Source organism: Gramella sp. Hel_I_59 (genome assembly GCF_006714895.1).
In the GTDB taxonomy this organism is placed as follows: Bacteria; Bacteroidota; Bacteroidia; order Flavobacteriales; family Flavobacteriaceae; genus Christiangramia.
Window position 1 is genome coordinate 3,189,562 of record NZ_VFME01000001.1, and the last position, 20,774, is coordinate 3,210,335.

The following is a 20,774-nucleotide window of genomic DNA, read 5'->3' on the forward strand; positions in this document are numbered from 1 at the left end:
TATGCAAATTAAAACTTCAAATCTTCATGGAAAGCAACCGCAAATAGGGTCAAAATTTTACATTTGTAAAAAAGTTTAAATGCAGGCGACGGTAAGATTAAGTGAATATCAGGATTGGATCACGATCACTTTCCTTCTATGCTTTGGCTTGCTGGTATTAGCCCGTGTTGCCTTTCCACAACGTTTTGAAGAATTTATATCGCTTCTCAACTCTGGTAAATTTATAGCCTTTAAAGGAAAGGAGAATAAGGCTTTTCATGGTTTTAACATTATATTATTCTCTGTACAGGCGATCGCAGTCTCTTTATTTATCTTTCTGGTTTACAGGTACTTTTATGAAACAGATCTTCAATCAATCGTTTTGTTTATTCGGATTCTCACAGGTTACACCTGTCTTATTTTATTGAAAGCCGGAGTTGAAAAGATCATTGGCAACATTTTCGATATCGATGAGCGGATAGATTACTATATTTTTCAGAAATTAAGTTATCGCAATTTCATCTCAATCCTTCTTCTTTTCGCGTGCCTTTTCCTGGTTTATAGTATGGAAGTTACCGGCCTCAGCCTTAGGATCATCGCGGTTACGGCTGTACTGGCAAATGCATTTTCAATGTTTATAATCTATAGAAGGAATCAAAGTGCGGTTAGCGTTAATTGGTTCTATTTTATTTTGTACATTTGCGCTCTCGAAATCGCCCCTTATATTATTTTGTACAAGTTAATTACGATCTAAAAGGAACTTTAAAGAATTGCATATGAAAGTGAAAACAATTTTGGTTTCCCAGCCCGAACCTAAGGTAGAAAACTCTCCTTATTTTGAGCTGGAAGAAAAACAGAAAGTTAAAATTGATTTCATCCCCTTTATTCATGTTGAAGGCGTTCCCAGTAAGGAAGTTAGACAACAAAAAATTGATCTTGCCAACTACACCGCGATCATTTTAACCAGCCGTAATGCTGTAGATCACTTCTTCAGGATTGCGGAGGAAATGAGATTCAAGGTGCCAGATTCCTTGAAATACTTCTGTCTAAGTGAAGCCGTTGCTTATTACCTTCAGAAATATGTGGTCTATCGTAAACGTAAGATCTACGTAGGTAAAAGAACGTTTGCAGAGCTTGCTCCGCTTATTAAGAAATATAAGAACGAGAAGTTCTTACTTCCTTCTTCAGATATGCTGAAGCCAGATGTTCCAAAGACATTAAATAAACTTGGAGTAGAATGGAAAAAAGCAGTTTTTTACCGAACTGTAGTGAGTGACCTTTCAGACCTGAAAGATGTAACTTATGATATTCTTGTATTCTTTAGTCCTAGCGGAATTAAATCTCTTTTTGAGAACTTTCCAGACTTTAAGCAGAATAATACACGTATCGCTGTATTTGGAAACACAACTATAAAGGCAGCTAAGGAACATGGTCTAACAGCAGATATCAAAGCTCCTACTCCGGAAACTCCGAGTATGACCATGGCAATTAGCAAATACATTAACGAAGTGAATAAGAAGTAAATTTACTTTTATACGATAAATAAAAAATCCGGTCTTGCGACCGGATTTTTTGATTTCAACTAACAATTTAAAACTAATCTACAGGAGCTCCCTTCATAATTTCTTCATTTGCATACTCCTCGAACTTGGAGAAATTCTGCTTGAAGAAACTTGAAAGCTCTTTTGCTTTTTTATCATAAGCCTCTTTATCTGCCCATGTGTTTTTTGGATTCAAGACTTCTGCCGGAACTCCTTCGCAAGTTTTAGGCATACTCAATCCAAAAATCTGGTGATTTTCAAATTCCACTCCGTCAAGTTTTCCTTCAAGCGCAGAACTTATCATTTCACGAGTATATTTTAATTTCATTCGATTTCCTACTCCGTAAGGTCCACCGGTCCAGCCCGTATTCACAAGCCATACGTTAACCCCTGCATCTTTCATTTTACGACTTAGCATTTCTGCATATTTCGTAGGATGCAACGGCATGAAAGGAGCGCCGAAACAAGCAGAAAAACTTGGTACAGGCTCATCTACCCCAGCTTCAGTACCAGCAACCTTTGCAGTATATCCGCTTATAAAGTGATAAGCCGCCTGTCCTGGTGTAAGCTTACTAATTGGAGGCAATACTCCAAATGCATCTGCTGTAAGGAAAAATATATTCTTAGGATTCTCTCCAATAGACGGTTCCTGGATATTGTCAATATGATAAATAGGATAACTTACCCGCGTATTCTGCGTGATTGAAGTATCGCTAAAATCCACATCTCCGTTGTCATTAAGAACGACATTCTCCAGGATAGCTCCAGGCTTGATCGCATGGTAAATATCTGGTTCGTTTTCTTCAGAAAGGTTGATCACTTTTGCATAACATCCACCTTCAAAATTGAAAATCGTGTTCTCCTTTGTCCAACCATGCTCATCATCTCCGATAAGTTTTCTTTCCGGATCTGCTGAAAGTGTTGTCTTCCCTGTTCCTGAAAGTCCGAAGAATATAGCAGTATCGCCGTCTTCTCCAACATTTGCAGAACAGTGCATTGGTAGAGTATTCTTGTAAACAGGTAATACAAAGTTAAGCGCTGAAAAAATCCCTTTTTTGATTTCCCCTGTGTAACCGGTTCCTCCAATTAGCGCGATTTTCTTCTTAAAATTAAGAATAGCAAAGTTTTCCTGTCTGGTTCCATCTACTGATGGATCTGCTTTGAATCCAGGTGCATTTACCACCAGCCAGTCTTCCTGAAAGTTTTCAAGTTCTGAATCATTTACCCTCAAGAACATATTGAAAGCAAATTGGTTTGACCATGGATACTCATTAATCACCCTAATGTTTAAACGATAATTATCGTCTGCACAAGCGTAGGCATCGCGAGCAAAGATCTCTTTATCTCCAAGGTAGTTTGTTACCTTATTATAAAGAGAATCAAATTTTTCCGGATCAAACGGGATGTTAATATCTCCCCACCATACTTTATCTTCTGTGATCTCATCTTTTACAATGAATCTGTCCTTTGGAGATCTTCCTGTAAACTCACCAGTATTAACAGCAAGTGCTCCAAATGAGCTCTCTACTCCCTGTCCTAATGCGATAGTTTTCTTCTGAAGTTCCTCTGGAGATAGTTGATAATGTACTCTGGCATTTTTGATCCCGTAATCCTCTAACGAAATCGTTTTCGTAATTTGGGTGTTATCGACCATAAAAAAATCAATTCTGTTGTTTGTTTAGGCGTACAAAAGTAAAAATCTTATGCAGATATAACGATATCGTCAATTAATTTATTTGTTTTTTAACTTTATGAATTTCAGGACTATTAAGAACCAGCCTACAATTAAAAGTCCTCCACCAATTGGGGTAACTAATGCTATTGCTGAGAAGTCTACTCCTGTAACCGCCGATGTAGATAGGAAATAGATAGATCCTGAAAATAATATGGTACCGAATAGGAAAAGGTAAAATAATAGCTTGTTATCTTTTTCAGTAATAATAATCCCGAGGATCAACATTAGAAAAGCATGGTACATCTGGAATCTAACTCCCGTTTCAAAACTATTTAGAGAAGCTTCTGAAAGTGTTTCTTTCAAACCATGTGCTGCAAAAGCTCCAAGGATCACAGCAATCAATCCAAAAATGGCTCCGGTTACTAAGAATTTCCTGTTTGTCTGCATAGTTTTATATGAGTCAGCTTTTTAATACATTCGTTTGCACTACACAAAACTAACTTAATTTATGCGAGAAATATTAATCGTAGGTGCAGGAAAATCTACCGCTGCACTTATAGACTACCTGCTCGACCGGGCGGTAGAGCAAAATCTAAAATTAAAAATTGGTGATAAGGAACTCAAAAATGCCAAAAATGCCTGCCGGGATCGCAAACATTGCGAAGCCATCGAACTGGATGTTTTCAACAAGGAAAGCAGGGAGCCTGCAATTCAGCAGGCAGATCTCGTGATATCCATGTTGCCCGCAAGATTCCATATTGAGGTCGCCCATGATTGCGTGAAATTCAATAAGCATATGGTAACGGCTTCCTATATAAGCGATGAGATGCGTGCTCTGGATGAGGAGGTTAAGAAAAAGAACCTTGTATTCATGAATGAGATCGGCGTGGACCCAGGAATTGACCATATGAGCGCCATGCAGGTTATTGACAGAATAAGAGACAAAGGTGGAAAGATCTTACTTTTCGAATCATTTACCGGCGGACTTGTTGCTCCGGAAAGTGATAACAACCTATGGAACTATAAATTTACCTGGAACCCCAGAAACGTGGTCGTTGCCGGACAGGGTGGTGTTGCTGAATTTATTCAGGAAGGGAAGTACAAGTACATTCCATACCATAGATTATTCCGAAGGACTGAATTTCTGAAAGTAGAAGGCTACGGAAAATTTGAAGGTTATGCCAACAGGAATTCACTTAAATATCAAAGTGTTTACGGACTAGAAAATGCACTTACTTTATATAGAGGAACTATCAGAAAAGTAGGCTTCAGTAGAGCATGGAACATGTTCGTGCAACTTGGAATGACCGATGATAGTTTCGAAATGACTAATTCAGAAGAAATGAGTTACCGCGATTTCATCAATTCTTTTCTTCCGTATTCCCCAAGTGATTCCGTAGAACTTAAAACCAGACATAGTCTTAAGATCGATCAGGATGATATTATGTGGGACAAGCTTATAGAACTTGATCTTTTTAATTCAGAAAAAAAGATCGGGATCAAAAATGCTACTCCGGCGCAAGCGCTTCAAAAGATTTTGATGGATAAATGGACACTGGCTGAAGATGACAAGGATATGATCGTTATGTACCATAAATTCGGTTACGAGCTAGATGGCGAAAAGAAGCAAATTGATTCTACGATGGTTCATATTGGAGAGGATCAGTCCAGAACAGCCATGTCTAAGACCGTGGGATTACCAGTAGCCATTTCAGCATTGATGATCCTCAACGGAGAAATTAAAACTCCAGGTGTTCAGTTACCAATTCGCAAGGAGGTCTATGAGCCTATTCTGAAAGAACTTGAAGCTCATGATATCATTTTTAAAGAAAAAGAGACAGAATATCTAGGATACAACCCATTTGGTGAAGTAGGTAATTAAAATTGAAAAGCATTTTTGCTATTTTAGCTTAACGACCAAAAATTATCCTTATGAAGATTGTAAACGATAGTGTTGAGCTAGATGGGATCGACAAGACCATTCTTAACTATCTAATGAAAGATGCCAAAAAACCGATCCTGGAGATCGCCAAGAATATTGGAATTACCGGCGCAGCTGTTCATCAGCGTTTGAGAAAATTAGAAAAATCTGGTTTGATCGAAGGCTCTAAAATGATGCTGGATGCCAGGTTGCTAGGTTACAAAACCATGGCTTTTGTAGGCGTTTACCTGGATAAGGCTGTAAGTAACCCTCAGGCCGTTAAGCAACTTAGTGAAATTCCTGAGGTTATCGAATGTCACTACACAACGGGAAACTGGTCAATTTTTCTTAAGATCTTATGTCGTGATAACGAACATCTAATGGTAGTACTGAATAAGAACATACAGGCGATAGACGGTGTGTCCAGAACAGAAACTTTTATAAGTCTCAATCAACAAATAGACCGGCAAATAAAGATATAATGAAAAAAGGCTGTTAGTGTTCTAACAGCCTTTTCTATTATTCTGAAGTTTAAATTAATCTCTACCCATAAATATTCCAACGAAGTATAATAGTGTAGCCAGTGATCCTACTGCAGCTACCACATAAGTTCTAGCCGCCCATTTCAGCGAATCTTCTGCTGCATCATGTTCCGCAGGAGTCAGCATATTTTCAGTTTCCAGCCATACCAAAGCTCTTTTACTGGCATCATACTCTACCGGCAGTGTGATAAAACTGAAAAAGGTTCCCATAGCAAACATAATGATCCCTACAAGCAGCACAGTTTGCCCTACACCTACGCTCACCATACTCATTAATATAAGTCCACCAAAAATTGCCCATTGAGAAAACTTGGAAGCGATACTAACCACCGGCACCAATTTACTTCTCATTTGCAACCAGCTGTAAGCTTTTGCGTGCTGAACTGCGTGACCGCATTCGTGAGCAGCAACTGCCGCTGCCGCAGCGTTACGTTGAGAGTAAACTCCCTCACTCAGGTTCACGGTTTTCTTGGACGGATTGTAATGATCTGAAAGCATTCCCGGGGTAGATATCACTTTTACATCATTGATCCCATTATCACGCAGCATTTTTTCAGCGATCTCTTTACCGCTCATTCCGTTTTGAAGGTGCACCTTGGAGTACTCCTTAAATTTGCTCTTTAGTTTGTTGCTCACAAACATGCTCACTAAGAAAATGAGCCCAGCAATTATATAATATCCCATCATAGGTCCTAATATTTTAAGTTTTAGTAATGAACCAAATATATCAAAAACCCCGCCAGCAGAATTGGCTGTCAGTCGATTATTAAAAGGCTAATGAGTTAATTTATTCTAAATGCTTCCCAATCATTTTCAAAAAGGGCTCTTTATATTTCACAAATTCAGATATTAGCTATATTTGCAACGGTTCATAAAAAACAGCTATGCAATACAAGAGAATACTTTTAAAACTATCTGGAGAAGCTTTAATGGGAAAGCGCCAATATGGCATCGATCCCGAACGCCTGGCAGAATATGCTGCGGAAATCAAATCGGTAGTAGAAGAAGGTGTTGAGCTTGCTATTGTAATTGGTGGAGGAAACATTTTTAGAGGTGTTGCCGGTGCCAGTAAAGGAATGGATCGAGTACAAGGTGACCATATGGGAATGCTGGCTACCGTAATTAATGGTCTGGCTTTACAAAGTGCACTTGAAGATGCAGATATTCAAACCAGGTTACAGTCGGCTATCAAAATTAATGAAGTTGCAGAACCTTTTATAAGAAGAAAAGCTATCAGGCACCTGGAAAAAGGTCGTGTGGTAATTTTTGGTGGAGGAACTGGTAACCCGTACTTCACTACAGATTCTGCAGCAGTATTAAGAGCTATTGAAATAAAAGCTGATGTGATTCTTAAGGGTACCAGAGTAGATGGAATTTATACTTCAGACCCGGAAAAGGACAAAAGCGCTACAAAATTTGATTTTATTTCTTTCGAGGATGTCTTGAAGAAAGGATTAAAAGTAATGGATACAACGGCATTTACTTTGAGCCAGGAAAACGAATTACCTATTATTGTATTCGATATGAACAAACCGGGGAACTTGTTAAAAGTCACGACTGGAGAGCCTGTAGGAACAAAAGTAAATTTATAATTAAATAGAAAACGATATTAGAAATGGACGAGGTTGAATTTATTTTAGAAGAAGCAAAAGAAGCAATGGAGAACGCCATTGTGCATCTTAAAAAACAACTTTCAAATATACGCGCCGGTAAAGCTACTCCAAGCATGCTTGGAAGTGTAATGGTTGATTATTATGGAGCAAAAACGCCTTTGCAACAGGTAGCTAATGTGAACACACCAGATGCGCGAACATTATCAATTCAGCCTTTCGAAAAAAGTATGATCCAGGAAATTGAAAAAGGGATCATGGTAGCGAATCTTGGGTTTAATCCAATGAACAATGGTGAGAGCGTAATCATTAACGTACCGCCACTTACCGAGGAACGTCGTATTCAGTTGTCCAAGCAGGCAAAAGCTGAAGCGGAAGATTCTAAGATTGGAGTTAGAAATGATCGTAAACATGCGATGCAGGAACTTAAAAAAACTGATATCTCTGAAGATGCTTTAAAAGCTTCCGAAGATGAAGTTCAGGAACTTACCAATGAATATATCGCCAAGATCGAAAGTATCCTGGTTGTGAAGGAAAAAGAGATCATGACCGTTTAATGATCACAATTTCAAAATTTTATGCCGGTTCGGGTCTGGAGAAAAACAGATTTGAACCGGCATTTTTATTTCTGAACAAATTCATTTCAAAATAATGTCGAAGCTAGTATACTTGTTTTTACTGATTACTACTTTTAGCTTCGCACAGTCTAAAGTGAACGGCCGGGTCATCGATTCAGAAACTAATGAACCACTAGCCTACGCCAGGATCAATCTTAAAAATGGCACAGTATTAACCAATATTGACGGTAGTTTTGAATTGCAAGTTGGAAAAGAAGTCGTTGAAGTAAGAATTAGTTATGTTGGCTACAAGACAATAAGTACCCGTATTAATCAAGATACAAAGTATCTACAGATCAAACTAAGCGCGGTTCGTGAGAGACTGCAAACGGTAGAACTTTCCAATGCACCCAATCCTGCCGACAGTCTTATTTCTGAAGCGATTTCGCGAAAAGAAATAAATGATCCTGAAAAGGTCTTACCTGGTTTCAAATATAAAAGTTATTCCAAGTTTATTGTAGACAACGAAGGTGGTGGAATTCAGCTTTATGCCGATAGTACTTCAGCAGAAATTAAAACTATCGTAAACGAAGGGCGTGGATATCTTTCAGAAAAGGTTGCCAGTCACAGTTATGATGGGAATGGTGACACTTCAGAAGAAGTACTGGGCGTAAGAACTGCCGGATTTAAGAAACCGGTTTATAATGTTCTTACTATGGGCGTCAATCCGTTTTCTCTATATAAAAATGATTACAGTCTCTACAAAACAGATTATGCAGGACCGCTAGGGAAAGCAGCTTTCAGAAACTATGATTATAAGATCCTGGATACGACTCGAACCTCAAGACCTGCTTATGTGATCTACTTTAGTCCAAAGCGTGAAGAGGTTGTAGCTGGCCTGGAAGGAATTCTCTATTTAGATACGGAAACCCTCGCTATTCAGAAGGCAAAAGCGCAACTTCTGGGAGCGGTAAAATTGGAAGTTGACTATGAATATCAATATTTCCCCGATCAAGATGTCTGGTTTCCGAAGCTACAAACGACCACTATAAAAGCAGGTTCGGGAGGAAAAGAAATTGCTGTTTTTGGAGGTACTGTTGGAATTGGAACTGTTCAGCAAAATCCTGGGATTCTTGGCAGACTCCTGGGTGCAGATGAAATAAGCCAAGATCTTTACTTAAATTCAACCGTAATACATTATGATTTCGACTTGCAGCCGCAGGCCCAGGTAAAAATTAGTGATGCCGAGATCAGGATCGATCCAGAAGCGATAGACAGAACTCAAAGTTTCTGGGAAGAAAACAGAAAAGTTGAATTCGATGATCGTGATGAAGCTACTGAACAGAAAGTAGACAGTCTTATAAAGAATCAGAATATAGAGCGTAAAATTCAGGTCAAAAAAGCCATCGCTTCTGGCTCTTACCCTATAGGTTTCTGGGATATGGACCTTGGAAAGATCTTTAAGTTTAGTAACTACGAAGGTATAAGGCTTGGATTTGGAGGAAAGACCAACGATCAATTTTCTGAGAATTTTAATCTGAACTCGTATCTCACGTACGGTTTTAAAGATGAAGTGTTCAAATATGGTTTGGGTAGCCAGATCTATCTTAATAAGAGAAATCATACGTATCTGAACTTCGGTTTCTCAAGAGATATTGATGAAATTGCTTCCGTAGATTATCTGAAAGGGAGAAATACTTTTTCTATTCTGGAACCTAGATTCGTAAACACCAATAACTATTACAATATTAGGACTTTTGCCGTTGGGCTTGAGCATAAAATCACACCAAGGCTTGATACGCAGTTGCGATTTTCACGAGAAGAAATATGGCAGATCAGAAATTACAATTATAACGATAACAATCAGTTATACAGTGATTATGATCTCCACTTTATTAAAGCCGGTTTCCTTTGGCAGCCATTTTCAAAATATCTAAGAACTCCGCAAGGTGATGTTTTACTGGAGAAAAAATTCCCTCAGTTTACTGGTCAGTTAGAACAGGCAGTTAAAATTCTGGACGGCGATTTCAACTTTACCAGAATTGGAATCAAGGCAGAGCATGAGATCTTAAGGCTCGATCAATCCAGAACCGAATTTATACTGGAAGGTAATTATGGTGTAGGAGATCTACCTCTGACACATGCTTTCCACTCCTACCCTAACAATCCTAATAGATCTAAGATTTCTCAAAGAATTTCGGTTGCTGGTCGTAACAGTTTTGAAACCATGTATTTCAATGAATTTTATTCAGACAGGCAGGTGATGTTACATATGAGACACCAGTTAAGACCGTTTATCATAAGTAAAAGTTTTCGACCAGAACTTGTTTTCATTTCAAGGCATGCCATTGGTGATTTTACTGATATTGCTAAGCACGAAGGCATAATGTTCAATACTCTTGAAAATGGATTTTCTGAAGCAGGGCTGGAGTTAAATAAATTATTTGGCGGCTTTGGTCTTAGCACAGCCTATAGATATGGAGCATATCGTCTTCCTACTTTTAAAGAAAATTTCTCTCTTAAATTTACCTTACAGGTACAGTTATAGCTCAAAGCTCGATTAATACAGTAATAACAAAGTATTTAAATAGGGTTTTTTTTACCTTTGCGCCGCTAATAGAAAGCCATGCAAAAGATCTTTAGCTTTGGATTCTGGAATTCCATCGCACGCCTTATTTTACGAAACCGAATTGTGATCATTGTACTTATACTGATCGCAACCTACCTGCTTTCCACACAATGGAAGAACATGCAGTTTTCGTATACCGAGGCTAATTTAATGCCCGATGACCACGAGGTGAACGTGAGTTATAACGACTTCCTGGAGAAGTTTGGCGAAGAGGGAAATCTTATTCTGCTAGGAGTACAGGATTCTGCCTTATTCACTCCTGAAAAGTTTAAAGCCTGGAATAAACTTACAGATACGCTACTTACTTATCCTGAAGTTGACCAGATCATTTCACCGGCCAGCCTTCAGGAACTTAAAAAGTTTGAAGATCCCAAAAGATTTGAAATGGTACCGGTGCTACCGGAAGAAGATCTGGATAGTGATATTCTCGCAGCTTTCGAAAACAAACTTTTTACGGCTCTGCCTTTCTATGAGAACCTGGTGTATAGTTCACATTCCAATACCATACAATCTGCTTTGTATCTTAATAAAGAACTGGTAAACACTAAAGCCAGAAAGATCTTTGTACTGGAAGAACTGGAACCTCTTATTGCTGAATTTGAAGAGCAGCAGGGTATCGATGTTAGAGTTTCGGGAATGCCTTATATACGAACACTGAATGCACAGAACATAGTCGATGAAATTGGACTTTTTATTGTCGCAGCCTTACTGGTCACTTCGATTATTTTCTTCTTTTTCTTTAGATCCATACGAGCAACCATTATTTCGATGGTTACTGTTTGTATTGGGGTTATGTGGGCCTTTGGGTTTATAGGGCTACTGCATTATGAGATCACAATTCTTACGGCGCTTATTCCTCCGCTAATTATCGTAATAGGAATTCCAAACTGTATTTTCCTTATTAACAAGTATCAGCAGGAGATTAAAAAGCATGGAAACCAGGCGAAATCATTGCAAAGAGTGATCACCAAAGTGGGTAATGCTACTTTAATGACCAATGTAACTACCGCATCTGGATTTGCTACTTTCATTTTAACTGATAGTCAGCTTTTAAGAGAGTTTGGTGTAGTGGCCTCTATCAACATCCTGGCGATCTTCGTTTTAAGCTTATTGATAATTCCGGTTATATACTCTTACTTAAAACCACCGCGAGACAGGCACTTAAAACATCTAAACACACGATGGATTGGCGGCTTTGTTGACTGGATGGAAGATATGGTAAGAAACCATAGAATTGCAATTTACATATCTTCTCTCGCTCTACTGATTCTTAGTATCATCGGAATTTATACCATTAAGGTTTCAGGAAGTATTCTTGAAGATATGCCTCAGGAAACCCAATTCTATAAGGATGTAAAATTCTTTGAACGGGAATTTGATGGAGTGATGCCTTTGGAGATCATGATCGATACCAAGAGACCGAAAGGCGTATTGAAGCTTTCTACTTTAAAACGGATGAATGATCTCGAAAATAAGATCGAAGAGATTCCGGAACTAAGCAAGCCATTATCCATCAACCGACTCGTAAAATACAGCAAGCAGGCGTATTACAACGGTAATCCAAAATATTACCAGTTACCAACTTCACAGGAGCAAAACTTTATAATGCCCTATGCAAAAGGTCTTTCTTCTTCGGAAGGAATTATGCAAAGCTACGTGGATTCTACTGGACAATATGCTCGAATTACCACATTCATGAAGGATGTTGGAACAGAGAAGATGGAAGAGATCGAAAATGATCTACTACCAGAAATAGAAAAGATCTTTCCATCTGAAAGATATGATGTTTCACTTACCGGAAAGGCACTGCTTTTTCAAAAAGGAACGAGTTACCTGGTTAGAAATTTAATTATTTCGTTAGGACTGGCTATACTTCTTATTGCAGGTTTAATGGCCTGGATGTTTAGAAGCTTCAGGATGATTTTGATATCTCTTGTACCAAACTTACTTCCTTTGATCGTTACTGCTGGAGTGATGGGATTTCTTGGAGTTCCTATTAAACCTTCAACGATCTTGGTTTTTAGTATTGCTTTCGGAATTTCGGTAGATGATACCATTCATTTTCTGGCAAAGTACAGGCAGGAATTAAAAGCCAATGACTGGAAGATCAAGCGCTCCGTTTATGCCGCGCTAAGAGAAACTGGTGTAAGTATGTTCTATACATCGATCGTTCTTTTCTTTGGATTTTCAGTGTTCATGATCAGTAGTTTTGGAGGAACGGTGGCCCTTGGCGGACTGGTCTCAGCCACTTTACTGTTTGCTATGTTGTCGAATTTACTATTGCTACCTTCACTTTTACTTTCGCTGGAAAGAAGTATTGCCAACAAGAAAACTTTAAAAGAACCGGCGATGCGTATTTTTGAGACTGAAGAAGAGGAGGCCAATCGCGATCAGCAAAACAATTAAATTAATATATAAAACAGCCTGCTTGCTAAGCTTCAGGCGATAAACTATCTTTGTTTTTTCTAAATTTCAACTAAATGATACAAGCAAAAGTCGCTGAAATACTTGAAAGCGATCAGTTTTTACAGGAACACCATATCAAGGGATGGGTACGCTCTTTCCGTAGTAATCGTTTTATTGCGCTTAACGATGGTTCTACTTTGAAAAACCTGCAATGCGTTATCGATTTTGAAAATACCGATGAGGAGATTATCAATCGCATAAACGTAGGTGCAGCTATATCTATCAAGGGAACTTTGAAGGAGAGTCTTGGTAGTCTGCAACGTGTTGAAATTGAAGTTTCAGAAATTGAGATTCTTGGGGATGCGAATCCTGAAGAAGTGAAACTAACTATTCTATCGCCAAAGAAGCATAGTATGGAGAAACTACGTGAGCAGGCGCATTTACGTGTACGTACGAATACTTTTGGAGCGATCATGCGTGTGCGAAGCAAACTGTCTTTCGCAGTTCACAAATATTTCCAGGAAAAGAACTTCTACCATGTTCACACACCAATTATTACGGGTAGTGATGCTGAAGGTGCCGGAGAAATGTTTCGCGTTTCTTCGCTAGACATGAAAAACCCTCCAAAAAATGAGGATGGTAGCATTAATTACAAGGAAGACTTCTTCGGAAAAGAGACTAATCTTACAGTTTCCGGACAACTCGAAGCTGAAACTTTTGCACTTGGTCTAGGACAGGTTTATACTTTTGGCCCAACTTTTAGAGCTGAAAACTCCAACACTTCCCGACATTTAGCTGAATTCTGGATGATCGAGCCAGAAGTGGCTTTCTGTGATCTGGATCAAAACATGGATCTGGCTGAAGATTTTATTAAATACGTACTTAGATACGTGATGGAACACTCTAAAGATGACCTGGAATTTCTTGCCGAAAGACAGGAGAAAGAAGATCAGTTAAAGCCTAAGGCAGAAAGAAGCGACATGGGCCTTATGGAAAAGCTCAACTTTGTGCTGGAAAACAATTTCAAAAGAGTTAGTTATACCGAAGCTATCGAGATCCTTAAAAACTCGAAGCCAAACAAGAAGAAGAAATTCAATTATATCATCGAGGAATGGGGTGCAGATCTGCAAAGTGAGCATGAGCGTTACCTTGTTGAAAAACACTTTAAAACACCGGTGATCCTTTTTGATTATCCGGCGAAGATCAAAGCATTCTACATGCGTTTGAACGAAGACGGAAAAACGGTAAGAGCGATGGACATTCTTTTCCCTGGAATTGGAGAGATCGTGGGAGGAAGCCAGCGTGAAGAACGTTTGGATGTTCTTAAAGAAAAAATGGAAGAATTGAACATTCCGGAGGAAGAACTATGGTGGTATCTTGATACCCGTAAGTTCGGAACCTGTGTTCATAGTGGATTTGGACTTGGTTTTGAAAGACTTGTTCAGTTCACTACTGGAATGGGTAATATTAGAGATGTGATCCCTTTTCCAAGAACTCCGCATAACGCAGAATTTTAAGATTGAATATTATAGCAACGCATACAGTTCCTGCAATCGAACATAAGATCCGGTTGCAGGAGTATGCGATTTCTATTTTCCCTCAAATAAACAGTCGGTCGGCACTGAAAAAGGCGATCGCAAAGAAGCTCGTCCTACTGGATGGAGAAAAAGCAACTACTGCAGACTGGATCCAACCGGGACAGAAGATCGAACTTCTCGAAGATAAATTTCAGCAAAGAAAGATCTTCAAATTTATACTTGAAGTACTATATGAAGATGAATATCTCGCTGTAGTTCACAAACCATCAGGCATTCCTACCAATGGCAATTATTTTCGAACACTGGAAAATGCCCTTCCGCATAATTTATTAGTATCAAATTTAAAAGATGCTTTACGATATCCGGTTCCTGTTCACAGACTGGATAATCCTACCGCCGGGATCATTCTCATTGCCAAAACCAGGAAAGTACAGCAATTGTTTTACAGCGCTTTTGAAAATAAATCAATCCATAAAACTTATCATACGCTGGTTCACGGCCAGCTACAATGCGTGGTGACACAGACTGCAAGTATAGACGGTAAAGCCGCAACGACCATTTTTGAACCGGTTGATAATTTTGAAATTGAGGACGAAATTTTTTCTTTGGTGAAAGCCAAACCCATCACTGGTCGCACGCACCAGATTCGTATACATTTAAGTAAAATGTCCTTGCCCATTGTGGGAGATCCAATTTATGGAATCGAAGAAGGGTATTTTAAGAACAAGAATCTGTTTCTATTTAGCTCCGGAATAAGTTTCGAGCATCCTATAACTTCAAGAGAAATGGATTTCGAATTAAAGCTTCCGAAGAGGTTTAGAAACCTCTCCCGACATAAGCTGTCTTAACAAAAATTTACCACGAACATAGTTCGTGCCAAAGCCAACTTGGATCGATTTTTCCTTATTTTTGTTAGACAAGCACTCTTTTATGCTAAAGCAACAATTAAATTTTAAACTATCTCAAAAGCTCTCTCCACAACAAATCCAGTTGATGAAGCTTATTCAATTGCCTACCCAGGCTTTTGAGCAGCGTATCAAACAGGAAATGGAAGAGAACCCGGCGCTGGAGGATGGAAAGGAAGATCGTGTCGACGAATATGATGATATAGCTAATGATAATTCAGACGATGAATACGATACCGATAGTGAAAGTATTGAGACTGAAATAGACGTTGATGAATACTTGAGTGATGATGAAATTCCAAGTTATCGACTGAATGCTAATAACTACAGTGCAGATGATGAAGACAAGCAGGTGCCTTATGCCGCTGGAACTTCATTTACGCAACATTTGAAAACTCAGTTAAGCACGATAAGACTCGATGATATTGAGCAGGATATCGCAGAATTCCTGGTGGGTAGTGTTGACGAAAGCGGATATATTAGAAGAAGCATTCAGGATATTGTAGATGATCTTGCGTTCACCCAGAATATTTACACAGACGAGGAAACGGTTGAAAAAGTCCTTAAAAAAGTACAACGTCTCGATCCTGCTGGTGTTGGTGCGCGAAGTCTTGAAGAATGCTTGATCATTCAGCTAAACCGCAGAGAATCCACAAGACAAGTGGAACTAGCCAAAGATCTACTGGAACGCTCTTTTGATCATTTCAGTAAAAAACATTACAACAAACTTCTTACCCGTCATGATATAAGCGAGGACGATCTTCGTGAGGCTATAGATGTGATTGAACATTTAAATCCTAAGCCTGGTGGAGCCTATTCTGGAAACACCAGAATGGTTGAGCATGTAATACCAGATTTCACCATCAAAATAGAAGATGGTGATCTACAGTTGAGCCTGAATGGTAGAAATGCTCCTGAAATGCATATTTCTAGGGATTACAGTAACATGCTTAAAGGTTACAAGGAATCCAAGGAAAAGACAAAGGCACAGAAGGATGCCGTTATGTTTATTAAACAAAAGCTAGATGCCGCAAAATGGTTTATTGAAGCTATTAAACAGAGACAGCAAACGCTTATGGTGACTATGAGTTCGATCATGAATTACCAGAAAGAATACTTTCTTTCTGGAGATGAACGGAATCTAAGACCCATGATCTTAAAAGATATTGCAGATGAAATTGAGATGGACGTTTCTACAGTCTCAAGAGTAGCCAATTCCAAATATGTTGACACTCCTTACGGGACCAAACTTATTAAAGAGTTCTTTTCTGAATCGATGACCAATGATCAGGGTGAAGAAGTATCTACAAGAGAAATAAAAAAGATCCTGGAAATGTCAATAGAAGAAGAGGATAAAAGAAAACCTCTTACAGATGAAAAGCTAGCTAAGGTCCTGAAAAGCAAAGGCTATCCTATTGCCAGAAGAACGGTTGCGAAATATCGCGAACAACTGGATATTCCTGTAGCAAGATTGCGAAAAGAGATCTAATGAAAATCCTGCTTAGGCTTTCCTCATACGTATTCCATCCCTTGTGGATGCCATTCTTTGGAAGTCTGTTTTACTTTATTTTTATACCAAGGTATTTTCCAGACGAGATCGTGAAGGCTAAATTAATGGCAATAGCGATCATTACGATATTCATCCCGGTAGTATTCTATTTTTTACTGAAGAATCTTGGAAAGGCAGAGTCGGTTTTTCTGGAGAAAGTTGAAGAAAGGCGCTGGCCACTATTCTTCTTTTGCTTGTTAATATTGATGGTTTTACATCAAATCTTGAACTTCTATAATTACCCCGGACTTTATTATTACTTCGCAGGCATACTTATTTCTACTCTATTAGCTTATACCTTGAGCTGGTTCAGGCTTAAAGTCAGTTTGCATATGATGGGAATCACCGGTCTATTAATGTTCGTTACCGGCTTCTGTATTTACTTTCACCTTTACTACATTTATACCGTGGCTTTTCTTATCATCGCCTGCGGACTTACAGCATCATCGAGGCTTTATTTTAAAGCCCATACAAACTCAGAACTATGGCTGGGAAGTCTAATAGGTTTAGGACCACAATTACTCCTATTCAATCTCTGGTTTACAGAATATAGAATGTCAGACCTATTTTTAAAGTAGATACATCCAAAGATTCATTCTGAAGTGAAGCGTCTTTGAAAAAAGGGATCAAAGAATAGTAGAAATGAAAGTTGAATGTGTTGTAACCAAAGGTAAAAGTTGCTCCAGCCCGGAATTTATTCAGTTCTGAAAGATCATTTATAACACTCTGTTCTGCGTCATCTTTATAATTACTTCGGAAGTTATAAATATACCCTAAACGAACACCGGTATATATCCTCCAGAACTTATAAGATTCTGATGTTGAAGTACGCCATCTAAATTCAAAAGGCAATTCGAACTGTTGTGTCGTATAGCGATTGGTATCATAATCTATGTCTTCTAAGGATTGAAATTCTGTGACACCGGAAGCAGACTTAGTAATACGCAAATTCTGACCATAACTATCAATTCCCCAACCAATCCCAAGACCGAGAGCTATGTTTCTACGTTCATTTAAAGGTATATCCCGAATTACCCCCAGGTTTATACCTCCGGAAAAACTTTCCTGAGAAACTGCTTCAGGTTTATTCGTGATCAAATTAAAACTAAAACCGACGTAGAATTGATCCTCTCTGTAAAGGCTGTCTATGGTAAAGGGTACTGAATCCGGGATCTTATACTGCCGCTCATCTTCCTGCGCAATTGAGAGTACAGGAAAAAGTAATGTTAAGGTAAGAATGATCAGTTTGATCCTCATGGTTTATAATAAGCTATAAATATAAAAAACATCCTGCCTGGTTTTACCCGGACAGGATGCTTTCTATAATTAAATTGAAAAGATATTAGTTAACGTTCTTACCAGCTTCTCCCTTTTTGGTAGTATAGTTGATCTTCAACGCTTCTGCTTTTCTTAGTTCCTGCTTGATATCAGATACAAGCCCCATATTGGTTTCTTCATCTACTTTTAGAGCAGTAGTAAGATATGGAACTAGTTCTTCACGCTTAGATTCCCTTTCAGCGTAGATAAATTTCTGCACTTCTTCAACACTAGCGAATTTATCATTCAATTGAATTCTAGCTTCAGTACCATACTTAGCCTGGTATCTCTCGCTTGGTTTCCCTGCATAGATATACATGATCAAATCCTTCTTATCCAATTTTTCCACCTGATCTGCAAAAGGTAAATTATTTTGAATCATTAAAGTATTGTCACGCATTACAGTTGCCACCATAAAGAAGAACAATAGCATAAAAACGATATCAGGCAAAGATGCCGTGTTTACAGCAGGCAACTCTCCAGATTTCTTCTTTTTAAACTTTGACATAATTTAAGTCGTTTTCTTTATTTAGTTCTAACTCGTTGGTTCGGCTTCAGATAATTTCTGAGGGATCATATCAGATATCACATCGATCTTTTCCTTCAAAGCTTCTTTATCACCAGTATACCTTGGATCGTTATAATTACTCTCCATTTTCGTGAAGGTTGTTCCATACATTCTTTGAGCTTCACGATCTCTAAGCTGATTGTATGCAGCTACAAGTTCGTTCTGTACAGCTATATATGTTCCATATTCAGTCCCACGGTTATTGACCAAAGAAATGATGGCTTTTTGTGGGTTCACAGAAGATCCTGAATCTTTAGGACCTTGACAAAAACTACATGCTTCGTCTCCAGTACCTCCTCCATTATCAAGAAATTCAACAGCTGCTGCACGCAGTTCTCCAATTTCCATGCTCTCATCCTCAACCAGCAGCTCGTTATTACTGTTCACAAGCACCGTAAAGATGTTACGTTGTTTAATAACCGGAGGATCCTGCTCTTCAGGTTGCCATGGCGGTAATTTCCTGCTTATTCCGCTATCTGTCTCAATGGTAGTTGTTACCAGAAAGAAGATTAGAAGTAAGAAGGCGATATCTGCCATAGACCCGGCATTCACTTCCGGTGCTGATCTCTTTGCCATATTATTTAGCTAGTTTTTTTATTCCGGAGAATACCATTGCAGCAATCGCGATTCCTGCAAGTATATAGAAGGTAATTAATCCTGCGCCCACCCAGTGATCACCAGATGCAGACAGCATAGTACCATCTTTCAATTGAGTTGCCTCACCATCACTTAATACATAAGCGACAATAATGATCACTGCAAAAGATCCCACGGCAATAATTGTGTTCTTAATATTTCCTCTGAATAAACCTACGATCACAAAGATAGCAACTAATACAACTACAGCTGCAAGAACTAGATACGCTATCCACATGTAAGGGTCTAAATGACTCCCCTGTAAGTCTGCCGAGGCTTTTATTGCGTCTCCGCCTGTAACGATTATCCTTCCTAAAAGGATCAATCCCACGACACCAATGACCAGTGCCAGATATTTTAATACTTTATGTAAAGTCATAATTTACGTTGTCTTAGATTCGTTTTTTATTCTTGTAAGCTACCAACATATCGATAAGAAGAATAGATGCATCTTCCATATCATTTACAATGCTATCAATCTTAGCAATGATATAGTTGTAGAAAATCTGAAGAATAATCGCAACGATCAAACCAAATACTGTTGTAAGAAGTGCTACTTTAATACCACCTGCCACAAGTGAAGGCTGCATATCTCCAGCTGCTTCAATACGGTCAAAAGCTTGAATCATCCCGATTACAGTACCCATGAAACCAAGCATTGGTGCAAGTGCAATAAATAAAGATACCCAAGATACATTCTTCTCAAGCTGTCCCATTTGAACACCACCGTAAGCAACTACTGCTTTCTCAGCAGCTTCGATGCTTTCATCTGCTCTATCAAGACCCTGATAGTAAATTGAAGCAACAGGCCCTTTTGTATTTCTACAAACTTCCTTAGCAGCCTCGATACCACCACTATGAAGTGCGTCCTCAACATCCTGAGCTAACTTCTTAGTATTCGTAGTAGATAGGTTTAAAAAGATAATTCTCTCAATGGCAATAGCCAAACCAAGAATTAAACACAAAAGTACGATCCCCATAAATTCCGGACCACCTTCGATGAAACGTTTTTTAAGCTCCTGGTGGAAACCAAGGTCTTCTTCTTCCAGTTCATCACCGGCCATTGCTTCTTCGTCATCCTGTACAAAGCTCACAATCGTTCCTGGCAAATTATTCGTACCGTTAGCCGCCTGTAGATTATAGGTTCCAAGAACCGTAATCGCGGCGATTACCAAAATAGAAAATAATCTTTTCATTACTGTTTGTCTTAATTTAATTAGTTAAAGGTTAAAGATATAAATTATTTTAAATAAACACTTAGCAGAGAGGAAGGGATTCGAACCCTCGATACGCTTGTGACGTATACACACTTTCCAGGCGTGCGCCTTCGACCACTCGGCCACCTCTCTGTATTTGTTAGGCTCGGCAAATAACGAAAAAAATAATTACCCGTCAAGAAAC

Annotated in this window: 20 protein-coding genes and 1 tRNA gene; 12 read left to right on the forward strand and 9 right to left on the reverse strand. The window is 38.7% G+C overall.

Annotated elements, in window-relative coordinates; genetic code table 11:
* Positions 1–79 precede the first annotated feature (79 nt).
* Together JM79_RS14775 and JM79_RS14780 are read left to right on the forward strand one after the other, a co-directional pair.
* The gene (locus JM79_RS14775) at positions 80–733 is read left to right on the forward strand and encodes a DUF4271 domain-containing protein (RefSeq protein ID WP_141878892.1); all 654 of its coding nucleotides are present in this window, start codon (positions 80–82) and stop codon (positions 731–733) included.
* 22 nt (positions 734–755) lie between these two features.
* The gene (locus JM79_RS14780; RefSeq protein WP_141878893.1) at positions 756–1,502 is read left to right on the forward strand and encodes a uroporphyrinogen-III synthase; all 747 of its coding nucleotides are present in this window, start codon (positions 756–758) and stop codon (positions 1,500–1,502) included.
* Positions 1,503–1,575: 73 nt separating this feature from the next.
* Here JM79_RS14780 and pckA read toward each other — a convergent pair whose 3' ends face one another.
* Both pckA and JM79_RS14790 read right to left on the reverse strand, forming a co-directional pair.
* Positions 1,576–3,174, reverse strand: a complete 1,599-nt coding sequence (gene pckA, locus JM79_RS14785) for a phosphoenolpyruvate carboxykinase (ATP) (RefSeq protein ID WP_141878894.1) — start codon at positions 3,172–3,174, stop codon at positions 1,576–1,578.
* A gap of 78 nt (positions 3,175–3,252) precedes the next feature.
* Positions 3,253–3,642, reverse strand: coding sequence for a DUF423 domain-containing protein (locus JM79_RS14790; protein ID WP_141878895.1), 390 nt, complete (start codon positions 3,640–3,642; stop codon positions 3,253–3,255).
* A 61-nt stretch (positions 3,643–3,703) separates the two neighbouring features.
* Between JM79_RS14790 and JM79_RS14795 the strand changes: the two genes are divergently transcribed.
* Positions 3,704–5,077 carry a saccharopine dehydrogenase family protein gene (locus JM79_RS14795; RefSeq protein WP_141878896.1) on the forward strand — a complete coding sequence of 458 codons (1,374 nt, stop codon included), beginning with the start codon at positions 3,704–3,706 and terminating at the stop codon, positions 5,075–5,077.
* 50 nt (positions 5,078–5,127) lie between these two features.
* On the forward strand, positions 5,128–5,598 hold the full coding sequence (locus JM79_RS14800; protein ID WP_026914065.1) for an Lrp/AsnC ligand binding domain-containing protein: 471 nt from the start codon (positions 5,128–5,130) through the stop codon (positions 5,596–5,598).
* Positions 5,599–5,652: 54 nt separating this feature from the next.
* Here the strand turns inward: JM79_RS14800 and JM79_RS14805 are convergent, their stop codons facing one another.
* The gene (locus tag JM79_RS14805; protein ID WP_141878897.1) at positions 5,653–6,345 is read right to left on the reverse strand and encodes a zinc metallopeptidase; all 693 of its coding nucleotides are present in this window, start codon (positions 6,343–6,345) and stop codon (positions 5,653–5,655) included.
* Positions 6,346–6,542: 197 nt separating this feature from the next.
* Here JM79_RS14805 and pyrH point away from each other — a divergent pair, with 197 nt between their 5' ends.
* The 8 genes from pyrH to JM79_RS14845 all read left to right on the forward strand — a co-directional run bounded on the left by pyrH (position 6,543) and on the right by JM79_RS14845 (position 17,430).
* Entirely contained in the window at positions 6,543–7,250 is a 708-nt protein-coding gene (gene pyrH, locus JM79_RS14810) for a UMP kinase (protein WP_141878898.1), read from the forward strand.
* A 23-nt stretch (positions 7,251–7,273) separates the two neighbouring features.
* Positions 7,274–7,825: a ribosome recycling factor gene (gene frr / locus JM79_RS14815; RefSeq protein ID WP_141878899.1), complete on the forward strand. Its 552-nt coding sequence runs from the start codon at positions 7,274–7,276 to the stop codon at positions 7,823–7,825.
* 94 nt (positions 7,826–7,919) lie between these two features.
* Complete coding sequence (locus JM79_RS14820; RefSeq protein WP_141878900.1) at positions 7,920–10,373, forward strand: DUF5686 family protein; 2,454 nt, start codon at positions 7,920–7,922, stop codon at positions 10,371–10,373.
* 78 nt (positions 10,374–10,451) lie between these two features.
* Positions 10,452–12,860: an efflux RND transporter permease subunit gene (locus JM79_RS14825; RefSeq protein ID WP_141878901.1), complete on the forward strand. Its 2,409-nt coding sequence runs from the start codon at positions 10,452–10,454 to the stop codon at positions 12,858–12,860.
* A 74-nt stretch (positions 12,861–12,934) separates the two neighbouring features.
* Positions 12,935–14,377, forward strand: a complete 1,443-nt coding sequence (gene asnS / locus JM79_RS14830; RefSeq protein WP_141878902.1) for an asparagine--tRNA ligase — start codon at positions 12,935–12,937, stop codon at positions 14,375–14,377.
* A 2-nt stretch (positions 14,378–14,379) separates the two neighbouring features.
* Positions 14,380–15,246: an RluA family pseudouridine synthase gene (locus tag JM79_RS14835; protein WP_141878903.1), complete on the forward strand. Its 867-nt coding sequence runs from the start codon at positions 14,380–14,382 to the stop codon at positions 15,244–15,246.
* A gap of 82 nt (positions 15,247–15,328) precedes the next feature.
* Complete coding sequence (gene rpoN, locus JM79_RS14840; RefSeq protein ID WP_141878904.1) at positions 15,329–16,792, forward strand: RNA polymerase factor sigma-54; 1,464 nt, start codon at positions 15,329–15,331, stop codon at positions 16,790–16,792.
* Positions 16,792–17,430 (forward strand): hypothetical protein, encoded by a 639-nt coding sequence (locus tag JM79_RS14845; protein ID WP_141878905.1) that lies wholly within the window; start codon positions 16,792–16,794, stop codon positions 17,428–17,430. The genes rpoN and JM79_RS14845 overlap by 1 nt, the downstream gene beginning before the upstream one ends.
* Here the strand turns inward: JM79_RS14845 and JM79_RS14850 are convergent.
* From JM79_RS14850 to JM79_RS14875, 6 genes are all read right to left on the reverse strand, one after another.
* Positions 17,393–18,109 carry a porin family protein gene (locus JM79_RS14850; RefSeq protein WP_141878906.1) on the reverse strand — a complete coding sequence of 239 codons (717 nt, stop codon included), beginning with the start codon at positions 18,107–18,109 and terminating at the stop codon, positions 17,393–17,395. The genes JM79_RS14845 and JM79_RS14850 overlap by 38 nt on opposite strands.
* Positions 18,110–18,194: 85 nt before the next feature.
* Positions 18,195–18,677, reverse strand: coding sequence for a biopolymer transporter ExbD (locus JM79_RS14855; protein WP_141878907.1), 483 nt, complete (start codon positions 18,675–18,677; stop codon positions 18,195–18,197).
* Positions 18,678–18,704: 27 nt separating this feature from the next.
* A complete protein-coding gene (locus JM79_RS14860; RefSeq protein WP_141878908.1) occupies positions 18,705–19,313 on the reverse strand; it encodes a biopolymer transporter ExbD in 609 nt (202 codons plus the stop codon).
* Between the two features lies 1 nt (position 19,314).
* Positions 19,315–19,752 (reverse strand): hypothetical protein, encoded by a 438-nt coding sequence (locus JM79_RS14865; protein ID WP_141878909.1) that lies wholly within the window; start codon positions 19,750–19,752, stop codon positions 19,315–19,317.
* Between the two features lie 13 nt (positions 19,753–19,765).
* Positions 19,766–20,569, reverse strand: coding sequence for a MotA/TolQ/ExbB proton channel family protein (locus JM79_RS14870; RefSeq protein WP_141878910.1), 804 nt, complete (start codon positions 20,567–20,569; stop codon positions 19,766–19,768).
* A gap of 65 nt (positions 20,570–20,634) precedes the next feature.
* Positions 20,635–20,722, reverse strand: a tRNA-Ser gene (locus JM79_RS14875).
* Positions 20,723–20,774: the final 52 nt, after the last annotated feature.